This is a genomic window from Streptomyces sp. NPDC001717, from assembly GCF_042892775.1.
In the GTDB taxonomy this organism is placed as follows: domain Bacteria; phylum Actinomycetota; class Actinomycetes; order Streptomycetales; family Streptomycetaceae; genus Streptomyces.
Genome location: NZ_JBIAUK010000006.1, coordinates 131,990 through 153,143, shown reverse-complemented (window position 1 = coordinate 153,143; position 21,154 = coordinate 131,990). Strand labels below are relative to the sequence as shown.

19 protein-coding genes and 1 tRNA gene are annotated in these 21,154 nt (G+C 70.8%); 5 read left to right on the top strand and 15 right to left on the bottom strand.

Annotation, left to right across the window (positions count from 1 at the left end; translation table 11 throughout):
• Positions 1–74: 74 nt before the first annotated feature.
• On the top strand, positions 75–1,103 hold the full coding sequence (locus tag ACFYZL_RS13655) for a LacI family DNA-binding transcriptional regulator (protein ID WP_384749918.1): 1,029 nt from the start codon (positions 75–77) through the stop codon (positions 1,101–1,103).
• Positions 1,104–1,159: 56 nt separating this feature from the next.
• Here the strand turns inward: ACFYZL_RS13655 and ACFYZL_RS13650 are convergent.
• The 4 genes from ACFYZL_RS13650 to ACFYZL_RS13635 all read right to left on the bottom strand — a co-directional run bounded on the left by ACFYZL_RS13650 (position 1,160) and on the right by ACFYZL_RS13635 (position 3,916).
• Positions 1,160–1,232 (bottom strand) — tRNA-His (locus ACFYZL_RS13650).
• A 96-nt stretch (positions 1,233–1,328) separates the two neighbouring features.
• Positions 1,329–1,931, bottom strand: a complete 603-nt coding sequence (gene orn, locus ACFYZL_RS13645; RefSeq protein ID WP_384589863.1) for an oligoribonuclease — start codon at positions 1,929–1,931, stop codon at positions 1,329–1,331.
• A 118-nt stretch (positions 1,932–2,049) separates the two neighbouring features.
• Complete coding sequence (locus tag ACFYZL_RS13640) at positions 2,050–3,222, bottom strand: helix-turn-helix domain-containing protein (RefSeq protein WP_384589866.1); 1,173 nt, start codon at positions 3,220–3,222, stop codon at positions 2,050–2,052.
• A 376-nt stretch (positions 3,223–3,598) separates the two neighbouring features.
• Entirely contained in the window at positions 3,599–3,916 is a 318-nt protein-coding gene (locus ACFYZL_RS13635) for a hypothetical protein (protein ID WP_384749915.1), read from the bottom strand.
• 414 nt (positions 3,917–4,330) lie between these two features.
• Between ACFYZL_RS13635 and ACFYZL_RS13630 the strand changes: the two genes are divergently transcribed.
• A complete protein-coding gene (locus ACFYZL_RS13630; protein ID WP_384749913.1) occupies positions 4,331–4,864 on the top strand; it encodes a universal stress protein in 534 nt (177 codons plus the stop codon).
• Positions 4,865–5,015: 151 nt separating this feature from the next.
• Entirely contained in the window at positions 5,016–5,582 is a 567-nt protein-coding gene (locus ACFYZL_RS13625; RefSeq protein WP_384749910.1) for a GPR1/FUN34/YaaH family transporter, read from the top strand.
• 71 nt (positions 5,583–5,653) lie between these two features.
• On the opposite strand, the gene glmS is transcribed toward ACFYZL_RS13625, so the two are convergent.
• The 3 genes from glmS to ACFYZL_RS13610 form a co-directional block, all read right to left on the bottom strand.
• Positions 5,654–7,471, bottom strand: a complete 1,818-nt coding sequence (gene glmS, locus ACFYZL_RS13620; protein ID WP_384749907.1) for a glutamine--fructose-6-phosphate transaminase (isomerizing) — start codon at positions 7,469–7,471, stop codon at positions 5,654–5,656.
• A gap of 65 nt (positions 7,472–7,536) precedes the next feature.
• Complete coding sequence (locus ACFYZL_RS13615) at positions 7,537–7,812, bottom strand: hypothetical protein (protein WP_329385221.1); 276 nt, start codon at positions 7,810–7,812, stop codon at positions 7,537–7,539.
• A 107-nt stretch (positions 7,813–7,919) separates the two neighbouring features.
• Complete coding sequence (locus ACFYZL_RS13610; protein ID WP_384749904.1) at positions 7,920–8,840, bottom strand: DUF4429 domain-containing protein; 921 nt, start codon at positions 8,838–8,840, stop codon at positions 7,920–7,922.
• Between the two features lie 52 nt (positions 8,841–8,892).
• Here ACFYZL_RS13610 and ACFYZL_RS13605 point away from each other — a divergent pair, with 52 nt between their 5' ends.
• Positions 8,893–10,500 carry a beta-N-acetylhexosaminidase gene (locus ACFYZL_RS13605; RefSeq protein ID WP_388678812.1) on the top strand — a complete coding sequence of 536 codons (1,608 nt, stop codon included), beginning with the start codon at positions 8,893–8,895 and terminating at the stop codon, positions 10,498–10,500.
• A gap of 36 nt (positions 10,501–10,536) precedes the next feature.
• Here ACFYZL_RS13605 and ACFYZL_RS13600 read toward each other — a convergent pair whose 3' ends face one another.
• Together ACFYZL_RS13600 and ACFYZL_RS13595 are read right to left on the bottom strand one after the other, a co-directional pair.
• Positions 10,537–11,112: a hypothetical protein gene (locus ACFYZL_RS13600; protein WP_384749898.1), complete on the bottom strand. Its 576-nt coding sequence runs from the start codon at positions 11,110–11,112 to the stop codon at positions 10,537–10,539.
• Entirely contained in the window at positions 11,112–11,414 is a 303-nt protein-coding gene (locus ACFYZL_RS13595; RefSeq protein ID WP_388678809.1) for a hypothetical protein, read from the bottom strand. The genes ACFYZL_RS13600 and ACFYZL_RS13595 overlap by 1 nt, the downstream gene beginning before the upstream one ends.
• Positions 11,415–11,788: 374 nt before the next feature.
• Between ACFYZL_RS13595 and ACFYZL_RS13590 the strand changes: the two genes are divergently transcribed.
• Positions 11,789–13,780, top strand: a complete 1,992-nt coding sequence (locus ACFYZL_RS13590; protein WP_388678806.1) for a calcium-binding protein — start codon at positions 11,789–11,791, stop codon at positions 13,778–13,780.
• A gap of 62 nt (positions 13,781–13,842) precedes the next feature.
• Here the strand turns inward: ACFYZL_RS13590 and ACFYZL_RS13585 are convergent, their stop codons facing one another.
• From ACFYZL_RS13585 to ACFYZL_RS13560, 6 genes are all read right to left on the bottom strand, one after another.
• On the bottom strand, positions 13,843–15,624 hold the full coding sequence (locus tag ACFYZL_RS13585; RefSeq protein WP_384749891.1) for an IucA/IucC family protein: 1,782 nt from the start codon (positions 15,622–15,624) through the stop codon (positions 13,843–13,845).
• On the bottom strand, positions 15,621–16,190 hold the full coding sequence (locus ACFYZL_RS13580) for a GNAT family N-acetyltransferase (protein WP_384749888.1): 570 nt from the start codon (positions 16,188–16,190) through the stop codon (positions 15,621–15,623). The genes ACFYZL_RS13585 and ACFYZL_RS13580 overlap by 4 nt, the downstream gene beginning before the upstream one ends.
• Entirely contained in the window at positions 16,187–17,488 is a 1,302-nt protein-coding gene (locus tag ACFYZL_RS13575; RefSeq protein ID WP_388678802.1) for a lysine N(6)-hydroxylase/L-ornithine N(5)-oxygenase family protein, read from the bottom strand. The genes ACFYZL_RS13580 and ACFYZL_RS13575 overlap by 4 nt, the downstream gene beginning before the upstream one ends.
• Positions 17,472–18,968 (bottom strand): pyridoxal phosphate-dependent decarboxylase family protein, encoded by a 1,497-nt coding sequence (locus ACFYZL_RS13570; RefSeq protein ID WP_388678799.1) that lies wholly within the window; start codon positions 18,966–18,968, stop codon positions 17,472–17,474. The genes ACFYZL_RS13575 and ACFYZL_RS13570 overlap by 17 nt, the downstream gene beginning before the upstream one ends.
• A gap of 142 nt (positions 18,969–19,110) precedes the next feature.
• On the bottom strand, positions 19,111–20,040 hold the full coding sequence (locus ACFYZL_RS13565) for a siderophore-interacting protein (protein ID WP_384749879.1): 930 nt from the start codon (positions 20,038–20,040) through the stop codon (positions 19,111–19,113).
• 59 nt (positions 20,041–20,099) lie between these two features.
• A complete protein-coding gene (locus ACFYZL_RS13560) occupies positions 20,100–21,134 on the bottom strand; it encodes an ABC transporter substrate-binding protein (RefSeq protein ID WP_388678795.1) in 1,035 nt (344 codons plus the stop codon).
• Positions 21,135–21,154: the final 20 nt, after the last annotated feature.

The following is a 21,154-nucleotide window of genomic DNA, read 5'->3' as shown; positions in this document are numbered from 1 at the left end:
CCGGGTGTCGCGTGTCACAATGTGGGAGCGCTCCCACGGTCGTCAAGAGGTAGATTCACATCCGGGAGGAAGCCATGAACGGGCAAGCGCGCGGTGGGGGACGGCCGACGCTCGAGGAGGTCGCCGCGCGGGCCGGAGTCGGCCGCGGCACGGCCTCCCGGGTCATCAACGGATCCTCCAAGGTCAGCGAGGGGACCAGGGCCGCCGTCGAACGGGCCGTCGCCGAGCTGGGGTACGTGCCCAACCGCGCCGCCAGGGCCCTCGCCGCCAACCGCACCGACGCCATCGCGCTCGTGATCCCCGAGCCCGAATCCCGCTTCTTCGCCGAGCCCTACTTCTCCGACGTGGTCCGCGGGGTCGGCGCGGCCCTCGCCGAGACCGACGTCCAACTGGTGCTCACCCTGGCCGGCGGCGACCGCGAACGCCGCCGCCTCGCCCAGTACCTGACCGGGCACCGCGTCGACGGGGTGCTGCTCGTCTCCGTCCACGCGGGAGACCCGCTGCCGGAGATGCTGGCCGAGCTGGGCATCCCGACGGTGATCAGCGGCCGCCGCTCCGCCGACGAGCCGCTGCCCTGCGTGGACTCCGACAACCTCGCGGGCGCCGCCGAGGCCGTGCGCCACCTCCTCGGCCGGGGCCGGCGGCAGACGGCCGTGATCACCGGCCCGCTGGACGTGTACGGGGCCCAGTGCCGCCTCGACGGCTACCGCCAGGCCCTTCAGGCCGCCGGGCAGCCCGTCGACGAGGGACTGATCGCCATCGGCGACTTCACCGAGGAAGGCGGCCGGCGGGCCATGCGCGAGCTGCTGGAGCGCCGCCCCGCACTGGACGCGGTCTTCGCGTGCTCGGACGTCATGGCGGCCGGCGCCCGCCGCGAGCTGCGCGCGGCGGGGCGCCTGATCCCGCAGGACGTGGCGCTGGTCGGTTTCGACGACTCGGTGGTGGCCCGGCACATGGACCCGCCCCTGACGAGCGTCCGCCAGCCCATCGAGGAGATGGGGCGGACCATGGCGCGGATGCTGTTGGACCGGATCGGCGGGGAGGGCGACGGCCCGGCGGGCGTGGTCCTCCCGAACCGGCTGGTGGTCCGGGACTCCTCGTGAATCCCCCCGGCATGCAGAAGGCCCGGTCCGCTTTCGCGGACCGGGCCTTCTCGCAGGGTGAGTGACGGGACTTGAACCCGCGGCCACCTGGACCACAACCAGGTGCTCTACCAACTGAGCTACACCCACCATGTCCGGTCGGGGAAACCGACCGGCCGAAGAAAAGGGTACAGGGTCCGGGAGGGTGCTCGCTCCCCCCTTCTTCCGCGCCCGGCTCCGGTGTGGCTACGCGCCGCCCACCACGTGCTTGGCCGCGATGGCCCGCGCGGTGTCGGTGTCGGGCCCGGGCTGGGGCACGAAGACCGCCTCCCGGTAGTAGCGCAGCTCGGCGATGGACTCCCTGATGTCCGCGAGCGCCCGGTGGTTGCCGTTCTTCGGCGGGCTGTTGAAGTAGGCCCGCGGGTACCAGCGGCGCGCCAGCTCCTTGATCGAGGACACGTCCACGATCCGGTAGTGCAGGTGGCCCTCCAGCGCGGGCATGTCGCGCAGCAGGAATCCGCGGTCCGTTCCGACCGTGTTCCCGCAGAGCGGCGCCTTGCGCGGCTCCTTCACGTGCTCCCGTACGTAGGCCAGGACCTGCGCCTCGGCGTCCGCGAGGGTCGTCCCGCCGGCCAGCTCTTCGAGCAGTCCGGACGAGGTGTGCATCTCGCGCACCACGTCGGGCATGGTCTCCAGGGCGTGGTCCGGCGGGCGGATCACGATGTCCACGCCTTCGCCGAGCACGTTGAGCTCCGAGTCGGTGACCAGTGCGGCCACCTCGATAAGTGCGTCGTCCGTCAACGAGAGCCCGGTCATCTCGCAGTCGATCCACACCATGCGATCGTTCATGTGTCCCACCTTATGCGGTTGCCCGGGGCTCCGGTGGTGTCCGGCGGGTCGTACGCGGAAGGTCCCCCACCGGGGGTGACCGGTGGAGGACCTTCTCATGCCGTACCCGTTGTGAGGGTTACGCGTGTTCGCGCAGGACCCGGCCCGGAGCGTAGAGCTCCGTCACCGTCGGGCCCGTCGCGGCCAGGGCCGCCGCCGCCCGCTGCGGCTGCGGGGTGCGCTGGTGCGGCACCGGCGCGGACTGGATGTCGGACACCTGCGCCACGTCGGACTGCGGGCGGCGTGCCCGGTAGGCCGAACGGTAGGCGGCCGGGGAGGACCCCAGCTGCCGGCGGAAGTGACCGCGCAGGGCGACCGGCGAACGGAACCCGCAGCGTCCGGCGACCTCGTCGACCGAGTAGTCGGAGGTCTCCAGCAGCCGCTGTGCCTGGAGCACCCGCTGGGTGATCAGCCACTGGAGCGGCGCGCTGCCGGTCAGCGAACGGAACCGCCGGTCGAAGGTGCGCCTGCTCATGTAGGCGCGGGCCGCCAGCGTCTCCACGTCGAACTGCTCGTGGAGGTGTTCCAGCGCCCAGGCGACGACCTCGGCCAGCGGGTCGGCGCCGATCTCCTCCGGCAGCGACCGGTCGAGGTAGCGCTCCTGGCCGCCGGTGCGGCGCGGCGGGACGACGAGCCGGCGGGCCAGTGCCCCGGCCGCCTCGCTGCCGTGGTCCGTGCGCACGATGTGCAGGCACAGGTCGATTCCGGCCGCGGTGCCCGCGGAGGTGAGCACGTCGCCGTCGTCGACGAACAGCTCGCGCGGGTCGACGTGGACGGACGGGTACCGCTTGGCCAGCGTCGGCGCGTACATCCAGTGCGTCGTGGCGGGCCGGCCGTCCAGCAGACCGGCGGCGGCGAGCACGAAGGCCCCCGTGCACAGTCCGACGATCCGGGCACCCTCCTCGTGCGCCAGACGCAGTGCGTCGAGCGCCTCCGGAGGCGGCGGTGAAGTGATGGAACGCCACGCGGGCACGACGACCGTGCCTGCCCGGGCGATCGCCTCCAACCCGTACGGCGCGGTCAGTTCGAGTCCGCCGGTGGTCCGCAGCGGACCGTCCTCCCCGGCGCACACGAGCAGTCGATAGCGTGGAACTCCCGCGTCCTGCCGGTCAATGCCGAACACGGAAAGTGGAATGGAGCTCTCGAAGATCGGCCCGCCGCTGAACAGCAGCACCGCGACGATCTCCCTGCGGCGACGCCCCGCGAGCTTCCGTCCCGCGTCGGCGATGACTGCGGTGGAATCCTGGCTCATGGCGCTAAGCCCCCCTTGGGTGTCGCGACTCCTTGGTCTGGTCGCACCTGCACGTTTCCCCTCGGCCTTGCACGTGGATCCCCCGCCGTAAATACATGATCGAATCTACTGCGTCCCGTGGTGTCGGCGTGACAAGTTCAGCACGCAGCGCTATGTCGACTTCTCAACTTGGCGAAAAGCATTCGATCAGGAAGCGTTCCGCTCCGCTACCGGTACGGAGATGGTCGCGTGCGCTCGTGGCCAGTACGCATGGGGTCCGGATGTCCTGTTGACCCTGTAGTCCCTGGTGGTGGGGGGGTTGGGGGGACATTCCGGCAAGGGGGCGGTCCTGCCGGGAAGTTGGCTGAAAACATGCGGGTGTGGGTGTGCGAATCAGTCAGTCCTGCGGGTCCGGAGGCTCGGAAGCGCCGCAGCCGCGCCGCCCGCCGGCCGCCGCGCGGGGTCGCCGGCGGCGGCGTGCGGGCGGAAGGTGCTCCTGCGACGGCACCCGCGCGGCCCGCTCCGTCCGCTCCGAGTGGCGCAGCAGCACCCGGCACGCGGTCGTGACGGCGAGCAGCCCGAGGGTGGCGACCGCGGCCCCGCCGAAGGAGGTCCCGTAGACGACGAGGACCACGGGGACGAGCAGGCAGCTGAAGGCCGCCCAGCGCACGACGTCACCCGCGGGGTCGTCGTGCTGCCGTCCGGCGGAGTGCACGGACGGGTGAAGAGGGGGACGGGGGGACGGGGCCGACGGGGTCGACCGAGCGGGCTGGACGGGCTGGACGGGGTGAACCGGACGGGCGGACACGGCGTACTCCCTGCGGGCTCGTACCTGAAGGTCGGACGCATGACCAACGCCGCGCGGCGGGCCTCGGTCACTGCGCGCACGGGTGGCGAAGACCCGACCTCGTCACTGGCTGTAGGGGGCAGCCGCCATTGCCAAGGCGCGCTCACTCCGGCATGCTCCCTGGGACGCTCTCCAAGGGCGGCAAGCCCTGTGCAGGACAGGAGTGTCGCCGTACCCTGGTGGGTATGGGCTTGGGAAGATGCTTCCCGGACAGAGCTCCGTCACACTGCGTCGCCAATTTCCCCTGTTGCTTCCTCCAAGGACCTCTTCGCCGAGACACCCATGGCCGGTCACGACTTCTCCGAACCCGCGGACCGCAAGCGCAAGCGGCTCGCCGACCCCGCGTCGGCCGCCGAGCTGCGCCCGGCGGAACAGCCGCGCCTTGCCTGCGATCCGGCCTTCCGGCACGGGGTCGTTGTGGGATTCGACGGATCCACTTCCAGTGAGCGCGCCCTGGCGTACGCGATCGGCATGGCTCGCCGCTCCGGATCCGGTCTGATCATCGTCCATGTCGCCAACCGGCTTCCCACGACCGTGTGGGCCGGCTGCGAGCCCCCGGTCTTCGTCGACGTGCCGGACCACCGCACCGAGGTGCTCGGGCTGGAGCTGGCCTGTGCGGACTATCTGGCCGAAGTGCCGTGGATCCTGGTCGAGCGCGGTGGTGACATCTGCCATGAGCTGGAGGAGGTCGGCCGGGAGTATTCGGCCGACGCCATCGTGGTGGGTTCCACCCACGGGATCGTGGGCCGCATCTTCGGCTCCGTGGCCGGCCGACTGGCCAAACGCGCACAGCGACCGGTCGTCGTCATTCCCTGACCGCAGTCGAGGGGCGACGCCGCTCCCCGTCGCTCAGCGTTGTCATCTCGTGACCATTCGTTAAGCCGATTGTGCGGTTGTGCACCCGTGTAAAGGGTAGATAAGTGCTGCTGGGACGCAGCAAACAACTGCAGATCGAAGGGAGCCCGCCGTGGACAATGGTGTCTCTGCGGGAAGCACGGCCTCGACTTCGACCCTGGGGAACATCGCCCTGGGGCTCACCCTTCTCGCATTCGGTATCGGCCACACCGGCGTCATCGACGGCGTGACCGCTGCCAGTTCCGTGTCGCTCGCGATGTACGTCGGCGGCGTCGCCCTCTTCCTCCTCGGACTCCTGGAGTTCCGCGGCGGCAACGGATCCAACGGCACCGCGTTCGCGGGCCTCGGCATCTTCTGGTTCACGTGGGCCAAGGGCGCGGGTGACGCGGCCTCGGGCGACGCAGCCGGAACGTTTCTGGTCCTCTTCGCGCTGCTCGCGCTGACCCTCACGGTCTCCGCCGCGAGCGGTCTGTTCGGCCAGGGCGTCTACGGCCTGCTGACCCTGTCCCTCGTCCTGCTGGCGATAGCCGCCTTCGCGGACAACGGCGGGCTCGCCAAGGCCGGCGGCTGGGTTGCCGCCGTCTCCGGTCTCCTGGCCTGGTACGGGGCCACGGCGGCGCTGGCGAACTGGCCCATGGCCGTCGGCAAGGCCGGCAGGGGCGCGGTCGCCGCGAGCTGACCGGCTCTACGAGAAGAACCCCCGTGCGCGGTGCGCTCGGGGGTTCTTCCGTGTCGGGCGGCTGCCCGTGACTACTCGACGGTGACCGACTTCGCCAGGTTGCGCGGCTTGTCGATGTCCCGGCCCATGGCCAGGGCCGTGTGGTAGGCCAGCAGCTGGAGCGGGATGCCCATCAGGATCGGGTCCAGCTCGTCCTCGTTCTTCGGGACGACGATGGTGTGGTCCGCCTTCTCCTGCTCGCGGTGGGCGACCGCGAGGATCCGGCCGCTGCGGGCCTTGATCTCCTCCAGCGCCGCGCGGTTCTTCTCCAGCAGGTCGTCGTCCGGGACGATCGCGACCGTGGGGAGGGAGGGCTCGATGAGGGCGAGCGGGCCGTGCTTGAGCTCGGAGGCGGGGTAGGCCTCGGCGTGGATGTAGGAGATCTCCTTGAGCTTCAGGGAGGCCTCCAGGGCCACCGGGTAGCCGCGCACCCGGCCGATGAACATCATCGACTTGGCCTCGGCGAACTCGGCCGCCAGCTTCTTGATGTCCTCTTCGCCCTCGAGGATCTCCTGGATCTGCGCGGGCAGCTTGCGCAGGCCGTCGATGATCCGCTTGCCGTCGGTGACCGACAGGTCCCGGATGCGGCCCAGGTGCACGGCGAGCAGCGCGAAGGCCACGACCGTGTTGGTGAAGCACTTGGTGGAGACGACGCAGACCTCGGGGCCGGCGTGCACGTACACGCCGCCGTCGGCCTCGCGGGCGATGGCCGAACCGACCACGTTGACGACGCCGAGGACGCGGGCGCCCTTGCGCTTGAGCTCCTGCACCGCCGCGAGCACGTCGTACGTCTCACCGGACTGGGAGACGGCGATGTAGAGGGTGTCGGGGTCCACGACCGGGTTGCGGTAGCGGAACTCGGAGGCCGGCTCGGCGTCGGCGGGGATGCGGGCCATGCCCTCGATGAGGCCGGCGCCGATGAGACCGGCGTGGTACGAGGTGCCGCAGCCCAGGATCTTGACCCGGCGGATGCCGCGCGCCTCGCGCGGGTCCAGGTTCAGGCCCCCGAGGTGGACGGTGTTGAAGCGGTCGTCGATCCGGCCGCGCAGCACGCGGTCGACCGCGTCGGGCTGCTCGGAGATCTCCTTGTGCATGTAGGTGTCGTGACCGCCCATGTCGTACGAGGCGGCCTCCCACTCCACGGTCTCCGGGGTGGAGGTCGTGGTCGCGCCGGAGGTGGTGTAGGTGCGGAAGTCGTCGGCCTTCAGGGTGGCCATCTCGCCGTCGTCGAGGGTGACGATCTGGCGGGTGTGGGCGACCAGGGCTGCGACGTCCGAGGCGACGAACATCTCCTTCTCGCCGATACCCAGGACCACCGGGGAGCCGTTGCGGGCGACGACGATGCGGTCGGCGAAGTCGGCGTGCATGACGGCGATGCCGTAGGTGCCCTCGATCGCCTTGACGGCCTCGCGGACCTTCTCCTCCAGGGAGTCGGCCGTGGAGCGGGCGATCAGGTGGACGATGACCTCGGTGTCGGTCTCCGAGACGAAGACGACGCCCTCGGCCTCGAGCTTCGCGCGCAGCTCGGAGGCGTTGTCGACGATGCCGTTGTGGACGACGGCGACCTTGTTGTCGGCGTCGAGGTGCGGGTGCGAGTTGATGTCGCTCGGCGCGCCGTGCGTGGCCCAGCGGGTGTGGGCGATGCCGGTGGTGCCGGCGAAGCGCTTGGGGACGCGGGACTCCAGCTCGCGCACGCGGCCCTTGGCCTTGACGACCTTGAGGGCGGCGGCCTTCGGGCTGTTCACGACGATGCCCGCGGAGTCGTACCCGCGGTATTCGAGCCGCTGCAGACCTTCGAGCAGCAGCGGTGCCACGTCACGCTTGCCGATGTAACCGACGATTCCGCACATACGGTTTAGCCCCTCCTGAAGTTCGGTTCCTGTACTCGTTCGCGGCCGCGGGTGCGGCGGCCGGCTCAGCCGTAGACGATGCGGCGCAGCTGCCGGAGCGAGAGCTCCGGGGGCGCCACGGCGCGGTGCGGCAGCTCGGCCGCGATCCGCTCGAAGATCTCCGCGTTCACCGCTCCGCCGGACTGCAGTTCCCGGTGGCGGCGGCGGACGAACTCCTCGGTCGTCTCGTCGAAGTACGCGAGCACGTCGAGGACCACCCGGGCCGCCTCGCCCCGCTGGAGCGAGGTGCTGCGCACCAGGTGTTCGACGAGATCGTCATGCGACGGGCGGCGATCGAGCACCCGTAGATACTGGCGGCTCCGAGCGGTGAAAGCAAAGATCCTGCCCGGAATCGGGCAGGATCTCGCTGGTATGTACCAGGGAATGGGTACTTCCGGTTGTAAATGCGCTAGAAACGGCGCAGAACGGCCTGCTTGGCCGAGGTGAACTCCTCGGCGGTCAGAACGCCCGACTGGTGCAGCTCACCCAGCTCGCGCAGCCGCCGCAGCAGGGCGTCGTGGTCCTCGACGGGGGCCGCCGCCCCGGCGGGGTCGAGGGACTTGTGCGGTTCGGCCGGTACGACCGTCGTGACCGCCGCCGGCGCGGCGTCCTGAGGGGCGTCCTGCGGGGCGGCCGGGTGGGGCATCCGTACCGCCACGGCCGCCGCGACCAGGGCCATCAGCGGGTCCTTCTTGAATCCGAAGAGCTCCACCGTGTGCGGGTCGTACTTGGGGGCCAGGGCCTGGCCGGCGCCCGCCAGGGTGAAGCGCAGCCAGCCGTTCTCCAGCCCCTTCGACGGGGACCACTCCACCGACCGCAGATCGGCGAGGCGCAGGACGCGCGGACCGCCGGAGCGCTTGGCCTCCTCCGTCGTCCAGTTCCACTCCAGCGCCACCCGGTCGCCGTCGAAGGCGGCCGTCCCGTCGCCCGCGCCCACCGCGATCGGGACGGCGGGCCCCGGCAGCAGGTACGAGGCCGTCGGTCCCGGGTCCACCTGGTCCAGCAGCAGGGCCTGGCGCACCTCGTCCACGAAGTACTCCGCGACCCCGCTGCGGTCCGACTCCACGGTCAGCCGGTACGGGTCCGAGGATTCCGGCAGCCGCCCGCCCGTCACCTGGAGCAGCGGGTCGGCGCCGTCACGCAGCCGCAGCCGGAGCCGGCCCGCCTTGCGACCGGGCTCGTACGAGATCCCCGCGAGCGCCCGCAGCGGTACGAGCACCTCGCCGAGGGTCTGCCTCAGGAGTGAGACCCCCTTGTCGCGGCCCGGCACGATGCGCACCGCGTCCCCGTCGAAGGTCCAAGTGCCGTCCTTCTGGATGATTTCCGCCATCCGATCATTCTCACACCCACCCAGGCGGGCCGGTTGGCCTATATCTGGGCCCATGAGAGTCCTGCGACCGCGACGCACGCTCGCCGCCCTCCTCGGTGCCCTCCTGGCCGCGGGCGCCGCCTCCTGCACCACCGCCGCCCACGGCGACGACGCCCGGCCGGGCGGCGGGCGCGGGGCCGTCCCGACCCCCTTCGAGGCGCTCCTGCCCGCACCCGTCTCCGCCCGGGCCGGCGGCCCCGGGTACGCGGTGGGCCCGGGCACCGTCATCCGTACGCCCCGGGGCTCGGGCGCGGAGGTCCGCCGGGTCGGCGAGCTCCTGGCCGAGCAGCTGCGCCGCCCGAGCGGGCTGCCGCTGCCGGTGGTCGACGGCGACGGGGGCCACGGGGGCGGGATCCGGCTGCGGATCGACGGGCGGGCCGAGGGGGTGGGGGAGGAGGGCTACCGGCTGGAGTCCCGTCCCGACGGGGTCACCCTCACCGCACGCACCCCCGAGGGCCTCTTCCACGCGGGCCAGACGCTGCGGCAGCTGCTGCCCGCGTCCGGTCCGGGGACGGTGCCGGGCGGGGAGATCACCGACGCGCCGCGGTTCGCGTACCGGGGGGCGATGGTCGACGTCGCCCGCCACTTCTTCACGGTGGAGCAGGTCAAGAGGTACGTGGACCAGCTCGCCCAGTACAAGGTCAACACCCTGCACGTGCACCTCACCGACGACCAGGGCTGGCGCCTCGCGATCGACTCCTGGCCGCGGCTCGCCACGTACGGCGGCGCCGGCGAGGTCGGTGGGGGCCCGGGCGGCCACTGGACGAAGGACGAGTACCGGGACCTCGTCGCCTACGCGGGGGAGCGGTACGTCGACCTCGTCCCGGAGGTCGACATGCCGGGCCACGTCAACGCGGCGCTCGCCTCCTACGCGGAACTCAACTGCGACGGGAAGGCCCCCGCCCGCTACACCGGCATCAAGGTCGGCTTCAGCTCGCTGTGCGTCGGCAAGGAGCTGACGTACGAGTTCATCGACCAGGTCCTGGGCGAGCTGGCGGAGCTGACCCCGGGCCGCTACCTGCACATCGGCGGGGACGAGGCCCACTCCACCCCGGCGGCGGACTACGCGGCCTTCATGGACCGCGCCCAGGAGGCCGTGGCACGCCACGGCAAGACGGTGGTGGCCTGGCACCAGCTGGCGGCGGCCCGCCCGGCGCCGGGCGCGGTGCTCCAGTACTGGGGGCACGACCGCACCGCGGCGGCGGAGAAGGAGAAGGTCGCGGCGGCGGCCGCGGCCGGCCACCGGCTGATCCTCTCCCCGGCGGACCGGCTCTACCTGGACATGAAGTACGACCTCACGACGAAGCCCGGCCTGGCCTGGGCGGGCCTCGTCCCGGTGAGGAAGTCGTACTCCTGGGACCCGGGGGCCCATCTGCCCGGAGTGCCGGAATCCGCGGTCCTGGGGGTGGAGGCCCCGCTGTGGACGGAGACCATCGCGACCCGGGCCGACTGGGAGTTCATGGCCTTCCCGCGGCTGCTGAGCCTGGCGGAACTGGGCTGGTCCCCGGCGGGGGCGCTGGACTGGGAGTCGTACCGGGAACGCCTGGCGGCGCAGGGCCCCCGGCTGGCCGCGCAGGACATCCCCTTCTACCGGGCACCGGACGTGCCGTGGCAGCGGTGACCGCCGACCGGTGGCCGCTGCCACGGCGGGGCGACCCTACGCCTTGCAGCCGTACTGCTCGGCCAGGTTGTCGACCGCCTCCAGGACGACCGTCCGGGCGGCCGTGATGACGTCCGCCTCGTTCCAGTTCTGCGCCACGAGGATGCCCGGCGAGACTTTCAGCGTGACGGTGACGTACGCGGCGCCCGCCTTCATCTTCTTCGGGCACCCGGCGGGGAGCTGGACCTCGCTCTGCCGGGGGCCCACCCACCCCGAACGGCGGCCGGTGAGCAGGGTTGCACCGTTCACCGGGGGGTTCGGGCTCTCGGCGGGCCGCACGTCCAGGGTGAACTGGATGCGTGGGGTCGTGCCCTTGTCCGTTTCGCGACCGACGAAGCAGATGGTGGAGAACACGGGGTCGGGCCCCGATCCCTCGCTCCTGTCCTCGTCCACCACCAGTTTGCCGCCCTTGGCGTCGTCGAGGCTTCCGACGGTCTTCTCGGTGAGCATGCCGAGGCAGCGGTTCCGCGCCCGCAGGTCCTTCAGCGGGCTGGGCCACAGCTGGACGGCGGCCAGGACCACCGCCGCGGTCACGAGCACGACCGCCGGCACCACGTACTTCTTCCTCGTCACTACCGCTCGCCCATCCTTTTGTCGGCGTCCGTGAGGCCGTTTTGGTACCACTGCCGGGCGGTGGGCTGGAGGACGCCCTCGTACTCGCCGGAGCTCACGTCCAGCTCCGACAGGTCGAACTCGGCCTCGGTGACGGCGTCACCGAACTCCTTGCCCGTCTTGCCGACGAACTCCTTGGTGACGGAGGCGTTCTCACCCCGCCCCGTGGACTTGCCGGCCTTGGCCGTCATGGCCGACGCGTCGGTATTCAGCTGCGTCAGCTTGGCGATCATCTCGGTCCACTGGGTGACCGCGGTCGCCATCGGGCCGAGGTCGGCGCTTCATCGCGACGGCGGCCGCCTTGTCCGCGGCCCACTCTTCCTCGAACGACATCGTCGGCCCCCCAGGGTTGTGGTCGCACGGCCGTGCAGCCGCATGGCCCGCCACGCTACGCACCTCGGCAACGTCCGACCACAGATGATCGATCACCTGTACGGGTTCTTCACGTACGAGTGCGGCCGAGTCGGCGGTCGGGCAGGCCGGACTCACGCGGGTACCGCCTGCCGACGGGCCGTCACCCCTGGGAGTGGAAGCCGGGGGTCCAGTGGGCGCAGCCCCGGCCCGGCCGTCGCCCGCGAGCGGGCCGCGCGCCCGAAAGGTGGGGGGACCCAGGAACCGACAGACGGAGCGTTCCCCCATGTCCCTGTACTTTCCACGGCGCCGGTCCGGGCGCACCGGCGCGGTGGCCGCCGCCGGGCTGGCGCTCGTACTGAGCCTGCCCGGAGCGGCGGCGGCAGCCCCCGCGGACCTGGACCCCTCGTTCAGCGGCGACGGCAAGGTCGTCACGCACGTGACCGGCTACGAGAACATCGCGGGCATGGTCGTCCAGCCGGACGGAAAGATCGTCACGGTCGGCGACGGCTACTTCGACGAGACCTCGGGCGACTTCGTCCTGGTCCGCTACAACACCGACGGCAGCCTGGACACGACCTTCGGCGGCGGCGACGGCATCGTCACCACCGACTTCGACGTCAACAACGACGAGGCCCGGGCCCTGGCCCTGCAGCCCGACGGCAAGATCGTCGCGGTGGGAGGCTCCACCTCCATCGCCGGTGTCGGCGCGTGGGCGTCGGCCCGCTACAACGGCGACGGCAGCCTGGACACCACCTACGGCGACGGCGGCAGGGCCCTCATCGACCCCGACGTCGACACGATCGACACCGCCCAGGCGGTGGCGGTGCAGTCGAACGGCGCGATCGTCCTGGGCGGGGACAGCCTCGGGCGCTGGACCCTGGCGCGCCTCACGCCGGGCGGTAGCCCGGACACGAGCTTCGACGGTGACGGCATCGTCATGACCGATTTCGGAGGCGGCTGCTGCCAGGGGGTCTCCGATCTGGCGCTGCAGTCCGACGGCAGGATCGTCGCCGCCGGGACCAGCACGGCAGGCTTTGCGCTGGCCCGCTACAACACCAACGGCAGCCTGGACGCGACCTTCGACGGCGACGGCAAGGTGAGCCCCGGTTTCGGATCGTACGCGCGGGGCGTGGCCCTGCAGCCCGACGGCAGGATCGTCATGGCGGGCGCCGCGGGCAACCAGTTCGCACTGGCCCGGTTCACCGCCAACGGGGCCCCGGACACGACCTTCGACGGCGACGGCAGGGTGACCACCAACTTCGGGCCCGAGAACGGCGGCGCGGCGGACGTGGCCGTGCAGTCCGACGGCAGGATCGTCGCGGCCGGCTTCTACGCGAGCGACTTCGCGCTGGCGCGGTACAACGCCAACGGCAGCCCGGACACCGGCTTCGACGGTGACGGCCGCGTGACCACCGACTTCGGCGGCGTCTCCGACCAGGCCACCTCCGTGGCCCTGCAGGCGGACGGCAAGATCCTCGCGGCCGGCGTCGCCGGCGAGGCCAACAGCCTGAGCGCCGACCGGGCCGTGGCCCGCTACCTGGGCGGCGCGGGCAGCACGCCTCCGCCGCCCACCACCGCGGACCTGTCCGTCACCAAGACCGGGACCGCGACCGTCAGCATCGGCGACCAGGCGACCTACACCGTGACGGTGACCAACACCAGCACCACGACCACGGCCACCGGAGTCACCCTCACCGACACCCTGACGGGTGCCGGCACGCTCCTGTCCGCCGTCCCCGGCCAGGGCACCTGCACCCTCACCGCCACCGGCGCCAACTGCGCCCTGGGCTCCCTCGCCCCCGGCGCCCGGACCACCGTGACGCTGGTGGCCGAACCCCGGGCCACGGGAACGCTGTCGGACCGGGCCGTGGTCTCCGCCACGCAGACCGACCCCGTCACCGCCGACAACACGGCGACGGCGACCAGTACGGTCAACAACGCGCGAGGCTGCACGATCATCGGCACCAGCGGCGCGGATACCCTGACCGGCGGCTACTTCAACGACGTGATCTGCGGTCTGAGCGGCAACGACACCATCAGCGCCGGTTACGGCAACGACACCGTCCACGCGGGCCCCGGCAACGACAACGTCGACGGCGGCTTCGGCAACGACACCTTGAACGGCAACGCCGGGAACGACACGCTGATCGGCAATTACGGCGACGACCGCCTCAATACGGTCGACGGGGTCTCCGGCAACGACACCGCCAACGGCGGCTTCGGCACCGACACGTGCACGACGGACGCGGGCGACACCCGCCTGAGCTGCCCGTAGGGCCGGAAACAGGTGCGGGTGCGCCGCCGAGGGACCGTAGTCGGCGGCGCACCCGTCCCCGGTCACCGCCGGGCGAAGGCCGCGACGGGGTTCTTGAGGGTGCCGATCAGCTGGAGCGCGGCGGACGGGTCGGCGAGGTCGACCATCTGCTTGTTGTCGCGCAGCTGGAGGCGGTTCAGGCAGGACAGCTGGAACTCGTCCGCGAAGAGGTCGTAGCGGGCGAAGCGGTCCGCCAGGGCCGGGACCGAGTCCTGGTAGTCGTGGGCGCAGTCGGCCACGGCCTTCCAGAAGGTGTCCTCCGTGCAGATGCCCTCGGAGGCGAGGATCGAGCCGAGGAAGCGGAAGAAGCAGTCGAAGACGTCCGTGAAGATCGACAGGAGCTTCATGTCCTCCGGGATGTCCGCCTTGATGCGTTCCACGGCCGGCGGCAGCACCGCGTCCGGGTCCATGACCACGATCTCCTCGGCGATGTCCTTGAAGATCGCCCGCTGTACGACGCCGTCCCGGATGACCAGGATCGTGTTCTCGCCGTGTGGCATGTAGGCCAGGTCGTACCGGTAGAAGCAGTGGAGGAGGGGGAGGAGGTAGGCGCGGAGGTACGGCTTCAGCCACTCGGAGGGCGTCAGGCCGGATTCGGCGATGAGCGCGCCCACGAAGGACTTGCCCTCCGCGTCCACGTGGAGCAGGGAGGCCATCGTCGCCAGGCGTTCCCCGTCCCGGAGCCCGTTCACCGGCGACTCGCGCCACAGCGCGGCCAGCATCTTGCGGTACGGCGAGTAGCGGTCCGTCGCGCGTTCGTACTGGCGGTGGTGGTAGCCGATCGCCGCGCGCTCGCGGATGATCGAGAAGTCGACGGAGCGGAGGACCGGGTCGACCTCGATCAGGCGGTGCAGCCAGTCGTTGATGGCCGGGGTGGCCTCCATGTAGGCGGCGGAGAGGCCGCGCATGAAGCCCATGTTGAGGACCGAGATGGCCGTCTTGACGTAGTGCTTGGTGGGCGTCGTGGTGTTGAAGAAGGTACGGATCGACTGCTGCGGGAGGTAGGCGTCCTCGCCCTCGCCCAGCAGCACCAGCCGGCGGTTGGCGATCTCGGCGGCGAAGGTGACCGTCGTCTTGTTCCACCACTGCCAGGGGTGGACGGGGAAGAAGTGGTAGTCGGCCGGGTCCAGGTCGAGGGCGGTGAGCTTGGCCGCGAAGCCGGCGACGGCCGCCTCGCCGAGCTCCTCGCGCATGAACGAGTCGTGGTCCAGGCCCTCGCCCGCCGTGAAGGTGGACACGTCCTTGCGGGCCGCCGCCCACACCAGGTGGACCGGGCTCGCGGTCTCCGGTGCGTACGAGAGGTACTCGTGCACGCCGAAGCCGAGGCGGCCGTTGTTGGCGACGAAACAGGGGTGGCCCTCGGTCATGCCCGTTTCGACGTCCTGGAACGAGGACTTGGCCAGGACGGCGGAGGAGACCTGCGGCTTCGTGTACTTGAAGCCCGTGCCCGCCAGGGTGGAGGAGATCTCCTCCAGGTAGACCGGGAGGACCTCGGCGCTCAGGCCCAGGGACTGCTGGAGTTCGATGTGGAAGTCCAGGGCGTCCGGCGGAACCTCGACGCCGCCCGCGCGGCGGGTGATCGAGGGCTCCTCCACCGCCCAGTGGTCCAGCGCGTGGAGGGTGGCGCGGAAGCGGTACTCGACCGTCTCGTCGTCGCTGCGGACCGAGTACCAGGAGTCCCCGAGCGGGGTGGGGGTCAGCAGGCGTTCGTGGGAGAACTCCGCCAGGGCCTTGCGGACCAGGGCGCGGTTCGCCCGGGCCCACAGCTCCGGGGAGAGGTGGGACACGGCGTCGGCGAGGCTCATATCGTGGCCGCCTCGAACTGGGCGCGGGTGCAGAAGCTGAGGAGGGCTTCCTTCTCCGGCTTGCGGATCGGGCCGTCGGGGACGAAGCCGACCGCCTCGTTGAGGGCGTGCACCGCCGTGTTGCGGACGTCCGGCTCGACCACCACGCGGTGGGTCGCGGGGTCGGCGAAGAGGTACGACATGACCGTCGTGATCACCGCGCGGGTGAAGCCGCCGATCGGGGAGTCGGTGGGGGCGACGAGGAAGTGCATGCCGACGTCCCCGGGCCGGGGGTCGTACAGGCCGACCAGTTCGAGCTCCGCGGGGTCGTAGCTCTCCATCAGGAAGGCCGGGCGGCCCTCGTGGAGGCCGATGAAGGCCTGGTGGTGCTCGGCGGCGCAGATGCGCATGTACTCGCGCTCCACGTCGGGCAGCGAGGCGTCCTGCATCATCCAGAACGAGGCTTTGGGGTGGGTGACCCAGCCGTGCAGCAGTTCCGAGTCCGTGAGGGGGTCCAGGGCGCGGACCGAGAAGGTGCCGAGCACCGGGTCCTCGCGGGTGAAGAGGGTTTCCGTGGTGGTGCTCATGCTGCCGTGCCTTCCGGGACTGCGAACTGCTGGAACGCGATGGACTTCTCGACCTTGTAGTACTCGCGACCGAGGAGCTCGCCGATGACGTACGCGTTGCGGTACGCGGCCATGCCCAGGTCGGGCGAGGTCAGGGAGTGGTTGTGCGTGGTGCCGTTCTGGAGGAAGATCCCGCGCCCGGTGGTGTCCACGCTGTAGTTGCGCGCCGCGTCCAGGCGGCCGTGGCCGTCGAAGACCAGGCGGTCGTGGATCGGGGCGAGGAACTCGGGGATGCGGTACTTGTAGCCCGTGGCCAGGACGAGGCCCTCGGTGGCGAGGGTGAAGTCCCGCTCCTGTTCCTCCTGGCGCAGCCCCAGGGTGTACGTGCCCGTGGTGGTGTCGTACGCCGCGGCGTTCAGGGAGGTGTTGGTGAGGAGGGTGGTGGGGACGGCCCCCGGCATGCTGATCTTCTTCTGGTACAGGAGGTCGAAGATGGTGTTGATGAGTTCGCCGTCGATGCCCTTGAAGAGGTTCTTCTGCCGGCTCTCCAGGCGGTAGCGGGTCTCCTCCGGGAGGGCGTGGAAGTAGTCCACGTACTCCGGCGAGGTCATCTCCAGCGTCAGCTTCGTGTATTCGAGGGGGAAGAAGCGGGGCGAGCGGGTCACCCAGTTGAGCTGGTAGCCGTAGGTGTCGATCTCCGCGAGGAGGTCGTGGTAGATCTCGGCGGCGCTCTGGCCCGAGCCGACCAGGGTGATGGACTTCTTGCGCTGGAGCTCCGCCTTGTTCTGCATGTACGCGGAGTTGTGGAGGAAGTCGCCGCCGAGGTTCTCGCAGGACTCGGGCAGGTGCGGCGGGGTGCCGGTGCCCAGGACGAGCCGGCGGGCCAGGTGGGTCTCGCCCTTGTCGGTGTGGACCTCGTAGAGGTCGGTCCGCTCGTCGTAGGTGACCTCGGTGACGGAGGTGGAGTACAGGACGTTGTCGAGGCGGTCGGCGGCCCAGCGGCAGTAGTCGTTGTACTCGGCCCGCAGCGGGTAGAAGTTCTCCCGGATGTAGAAGGAGTACAGCCGGTCCTTGTCCTTCAGGTAGTTGAGGAAGGAGAACGGCGAGGTCGGATCGGCGAGGGTGACCAGGTCCGACATGAACGGCGTCTGCAGGTGCGCGCCGTCCAGGAACATTCCGGCGTGCCACTCGAAGTGCGGCTTCGACTCGATGAACAGGCCGTCGAGTTGGTCGATCGGGGCGGTGAGGCAGGCGAGTCCCAGATTGAAGGGACCGAGGCCGATTCCGATGAAGTCGTGGGGCTTAACGGTGGACGGCAAGGGATTCTCCCAGGAACTGCGCGGCGTGGGCGGCGAGGAGGTCGAGGACGGCTTCGATGTCGGCCGTCGTGGTCTGCGGGTTGAGGAGGGTGAACTTCAGGTACTGGTCCCCGTCCACCTTGGTGCCGGCGACGACCGCCTCACCGGAGGCGAACAGGGCCTTGCGGGCGTGGAGGTTGGCCTCGTCGATCAGGTCGGCGCGGAGGCCGGCGCCGTCCTCGGGGACGTAGCGGAAGACCAGGGTGGAGATCTGCGGGCGGACGACGACCTCGAAGCGCGGGTCGGCGGCGATGATCTCGTAGCCCGCCGCGGCCAGGTCGACGACCTCGTCGAAGAGCGAGCCGACGCCGTCGGCGCCCATGACGCGCAGGGTCATCCAGAGCTTGAGGGCGTCGAAACGGCGCGTGGTCTGGATGGACTTGTCGACCTGGTTGGGGATGCGCTCCTCGGCCATCCGGCGGGTGTTGAGGTAGTCCGCGTGGTACGTGGCGTGCTTCAGGGTGTCGCGGTCGCGGACCAGCATGGCGCTGGAACTGACCGGCTGGAAGAACGACTTGTGGTAGTCGACCGTGACCGAGTCGGCGTGCTCGATGCCGTCGAGGAGGTGCCGGCGGGTGGGGGAGACCAGCAGTCCGCAGCCGTACGCGGCGTCCACGTGCATCCACGCGGAGTGCTCGGCGGCCAGCCCGGCGATCTCGGGGAGCGGGTCGATGGACCCGAAGTCGGTGGTGCCGGCGGTGGCGACGACGGCCATGGGGAAGAGGCCCTCGGCGACGCAGGCCTCCAGCTCCAGGGCGAGGAGCGAGGCGTCCATGCGCCGGTGCCGGTCGACCGGGACGGCGATGACGGCCTCGTAGCCGAGCCCGAGCATGGCGGCCGACTTCTTCACGCTGAAGTGGCTCGCCTCGGAGGTGAAGATGCGCAGTTTCGGCAGCAGTTCGGCCTTGGTGAGCTCGTGGCCGTCCGTCATCGCCCGCTGCGTGAGAACGCGGCAGGCCTCGTCGCGGGCGAGGAGCAGCGCGTGGAAGTTGGACTGGCTGCCGCCCGAGGTGAAGATGCCGTCCGCGGCGGGACCGAGGCCGATGCGCCGGGCGGTCCAGTCGATCAGGCGGCGCTCGATGAGCGTGCCGCCGATGGACTGGTCCCAGGTGTCGAGGGAGGAGTTGACGGCCGACAGGACGGCCTCGCCGAGCACCGCGGGGATGACGACCGGGCAGTTGAGGTGGCCGAGGTAGCGCGGGTGGTGGAAGTACACCGCGTCGCGCAGGTAGACGTCCTCCAGCTCGTCGAGGGCGGCTGCCGGGTCGGCGAGCGGCTTGTCGAGGTCGATCCCGTCGATGACGGGGGCGAGCTTGTCGACCGATATGCCGGTGTGAGGCCGCCGCGTGCCCGCGAGTTTGGCGGCGACGCGTTCGACTCCCTGGGTGACGGAACGCCGGTAGAGGTCCGCGGTCGTCTCATTCAGCAGATGCGAACGCATCAACTTTCCTCCGGGCAGGGGGAGTGGGGAGTGGTGGTGACTGGCTTAGGTTAGCCTAACCTAACTTCAATGACAAAGAGAGATGGGCCCCGGCCGGAAGCCGGGGCCCATCTCTCGAATTGCTTGTGACGTACGCGAGTTGCTACAGCTCGGCGGTCGGCTCCTCGCTGGGTGCCTGCCCCGCGTACGCCTCCGCGAGGAGCTGTTCCTCGCTCGCGCCGAGCCGCCAGTAGCCGGTGAAACGCACCGAGCGGCGGTCGACGGATCGTTCCTGCACGAAGTGGCGGCGGGTCGCGCGGACGGCGCCCGCCTCGCCCGCCAGCCAGACGTACGGGGCTTCGGCGGCCGGGACGTCCGCGGACCGGAGCTCGGCCGGCACGCCGTCGGCGCGCTCGCGGCCCGAGCCCTCGCGCACGATCCAGGTGATGTCGGCTCGCGCGGCCGTCGACAGGGGCAGCCGGTCGTCCTCGTGCGGCACCTCGAACCAGGCCCGCACCGCGGTCCCCTCCGCCAGCCGCTCCAGGATCGCGGCCGCGGCCGGCAGGGCGGTCTCGTCCGCGTACATCCAGATCGCGTCGGCGGTCGCCGGCGGCTGGAACCGTACGGACTTGTTCTCGGCGACGGCCGGGCCGATCGCCAGGATCCGGCGACCGGTCACCGCCCGCCCGGCCCAGCGGGAGGCGGGTGACGCATCCCCGTGGAGGACGAAGTCGATGTCGACCTCGTCCACGCCCTCGGGCGTACGGCGCTGTTCGCGCACCGTGTAGGACCGCATCACCGGACGTTCCTCCTCCGGCATCCCGCGCCAGGCGCCGAACCAGGTGTCCTCGTCCGTGGACGGGAGCACCGTGTGCTCCCGCCCCTCGGGCGGCAGGAAGAGCGAGAGGCTCTGGTCGAAGCCGCCCGAGCGGAAGCCCGCGAGGGACTCGCCGCCGAACGTGACGCGCAGGAACGAGTGGCCGAGGCGGCGGGTGCGCAGCACTTCGAGCTCGAAGAACCGGAAGTGCGCGGTCTGCGCTGCTGCGTCGGACGTGCCGGCTGCGTCGGCCGTGTCGGGCGCGGTGGCGGTCATGCGGTGGGTCCCCCCTGGGAGTGGTCCTGGTGCGGCGGTGGTCGGCCGGAGCAGCCGGGTCAGCCGACCTTCTTGGCGTTCTGGATGGCCTTGGCGAGGTCCTCCAGGATCTGGGCGCACTTGGCGTACGAGTAGATCGGCTCGGTCACGCGCGGGGTGATCTGGCCGGCCTTGACGGCGGGCAGCTCGGCCCAGGTCGCCTTGGCCTTCAGCTCCTCCGGCTGCAGGGTGCCGGTGCGGTTGTCGAGGAGGACCAGGTCGGCCTTGTACTTGCCGGCGTTCTCCCAGCTGAGGCTCTCGAAGAAGCCGCCCTCGCCCAGCTTCTCCGGGGTGACGAACTCGACGCCGAGGGACTTGAAGTACTTCAGGTCGGCCGAGGTGTCCGGGGTGGAGACGTAGAACAGGTCGGCGGAGCCGGATCCCACGAGCACCTTGATGCCCGGGTTGGCCTTGGTGGCCTGGCGCACCTTGGCGGCGGCGGCCTCGAAGCGGGCCTTGGCGTCGACGGTGTTCTTGGCGTTCAGGTCGGCGCCGAGCGACTTGGCGAGCTCGGCGGTGCGCTCCAGGGACTTGTCCATGGTGACGTCGCCGCCGACGCCGATCGCGGCGGCGGGGGCCAGCTTCAGGATCTTGTCCTTGGAGGCCTCCGGCACGTACCAGTAGCTGCCGTCCCAGGTGTTGGTGACCAGCAGGTCGGGCTGGAGGGCCGCGTACTTCTCGACGTTGAACTCGTCGTAGACGTTGCCGAGGATCTCCACCTTCGAGATGTCCATCGAGCCGGCCTGCACGTCGGGCTTGCCGTCGGCGGTCTTGGTGGGGCCGAAGACGCCCTTGACCGGGACGCCGTAGTCGTGGAGCGCGGCCGCCGTGCCGGTGAAGGCGACGATGTTCTTCGGCTTCGACTTGGTGCTGACGTCCTTGCCCAGGTCGTCCTTGAAGGACCAGGCGCCCGAGGCCGCGGAGCCCTTGTCGCCCGCACCGTCCTTCGCCTTGTCGGTGCCGCCGCACGCGGCGAGTGCCGCGACCAGGCCGAGGGCGCCGCCGGCCGCGATGAATCCGCGGCGGGTGAAGGGGGAGATGCGGGACTTGGGCATGTCGATGTCCGATTTCGTGC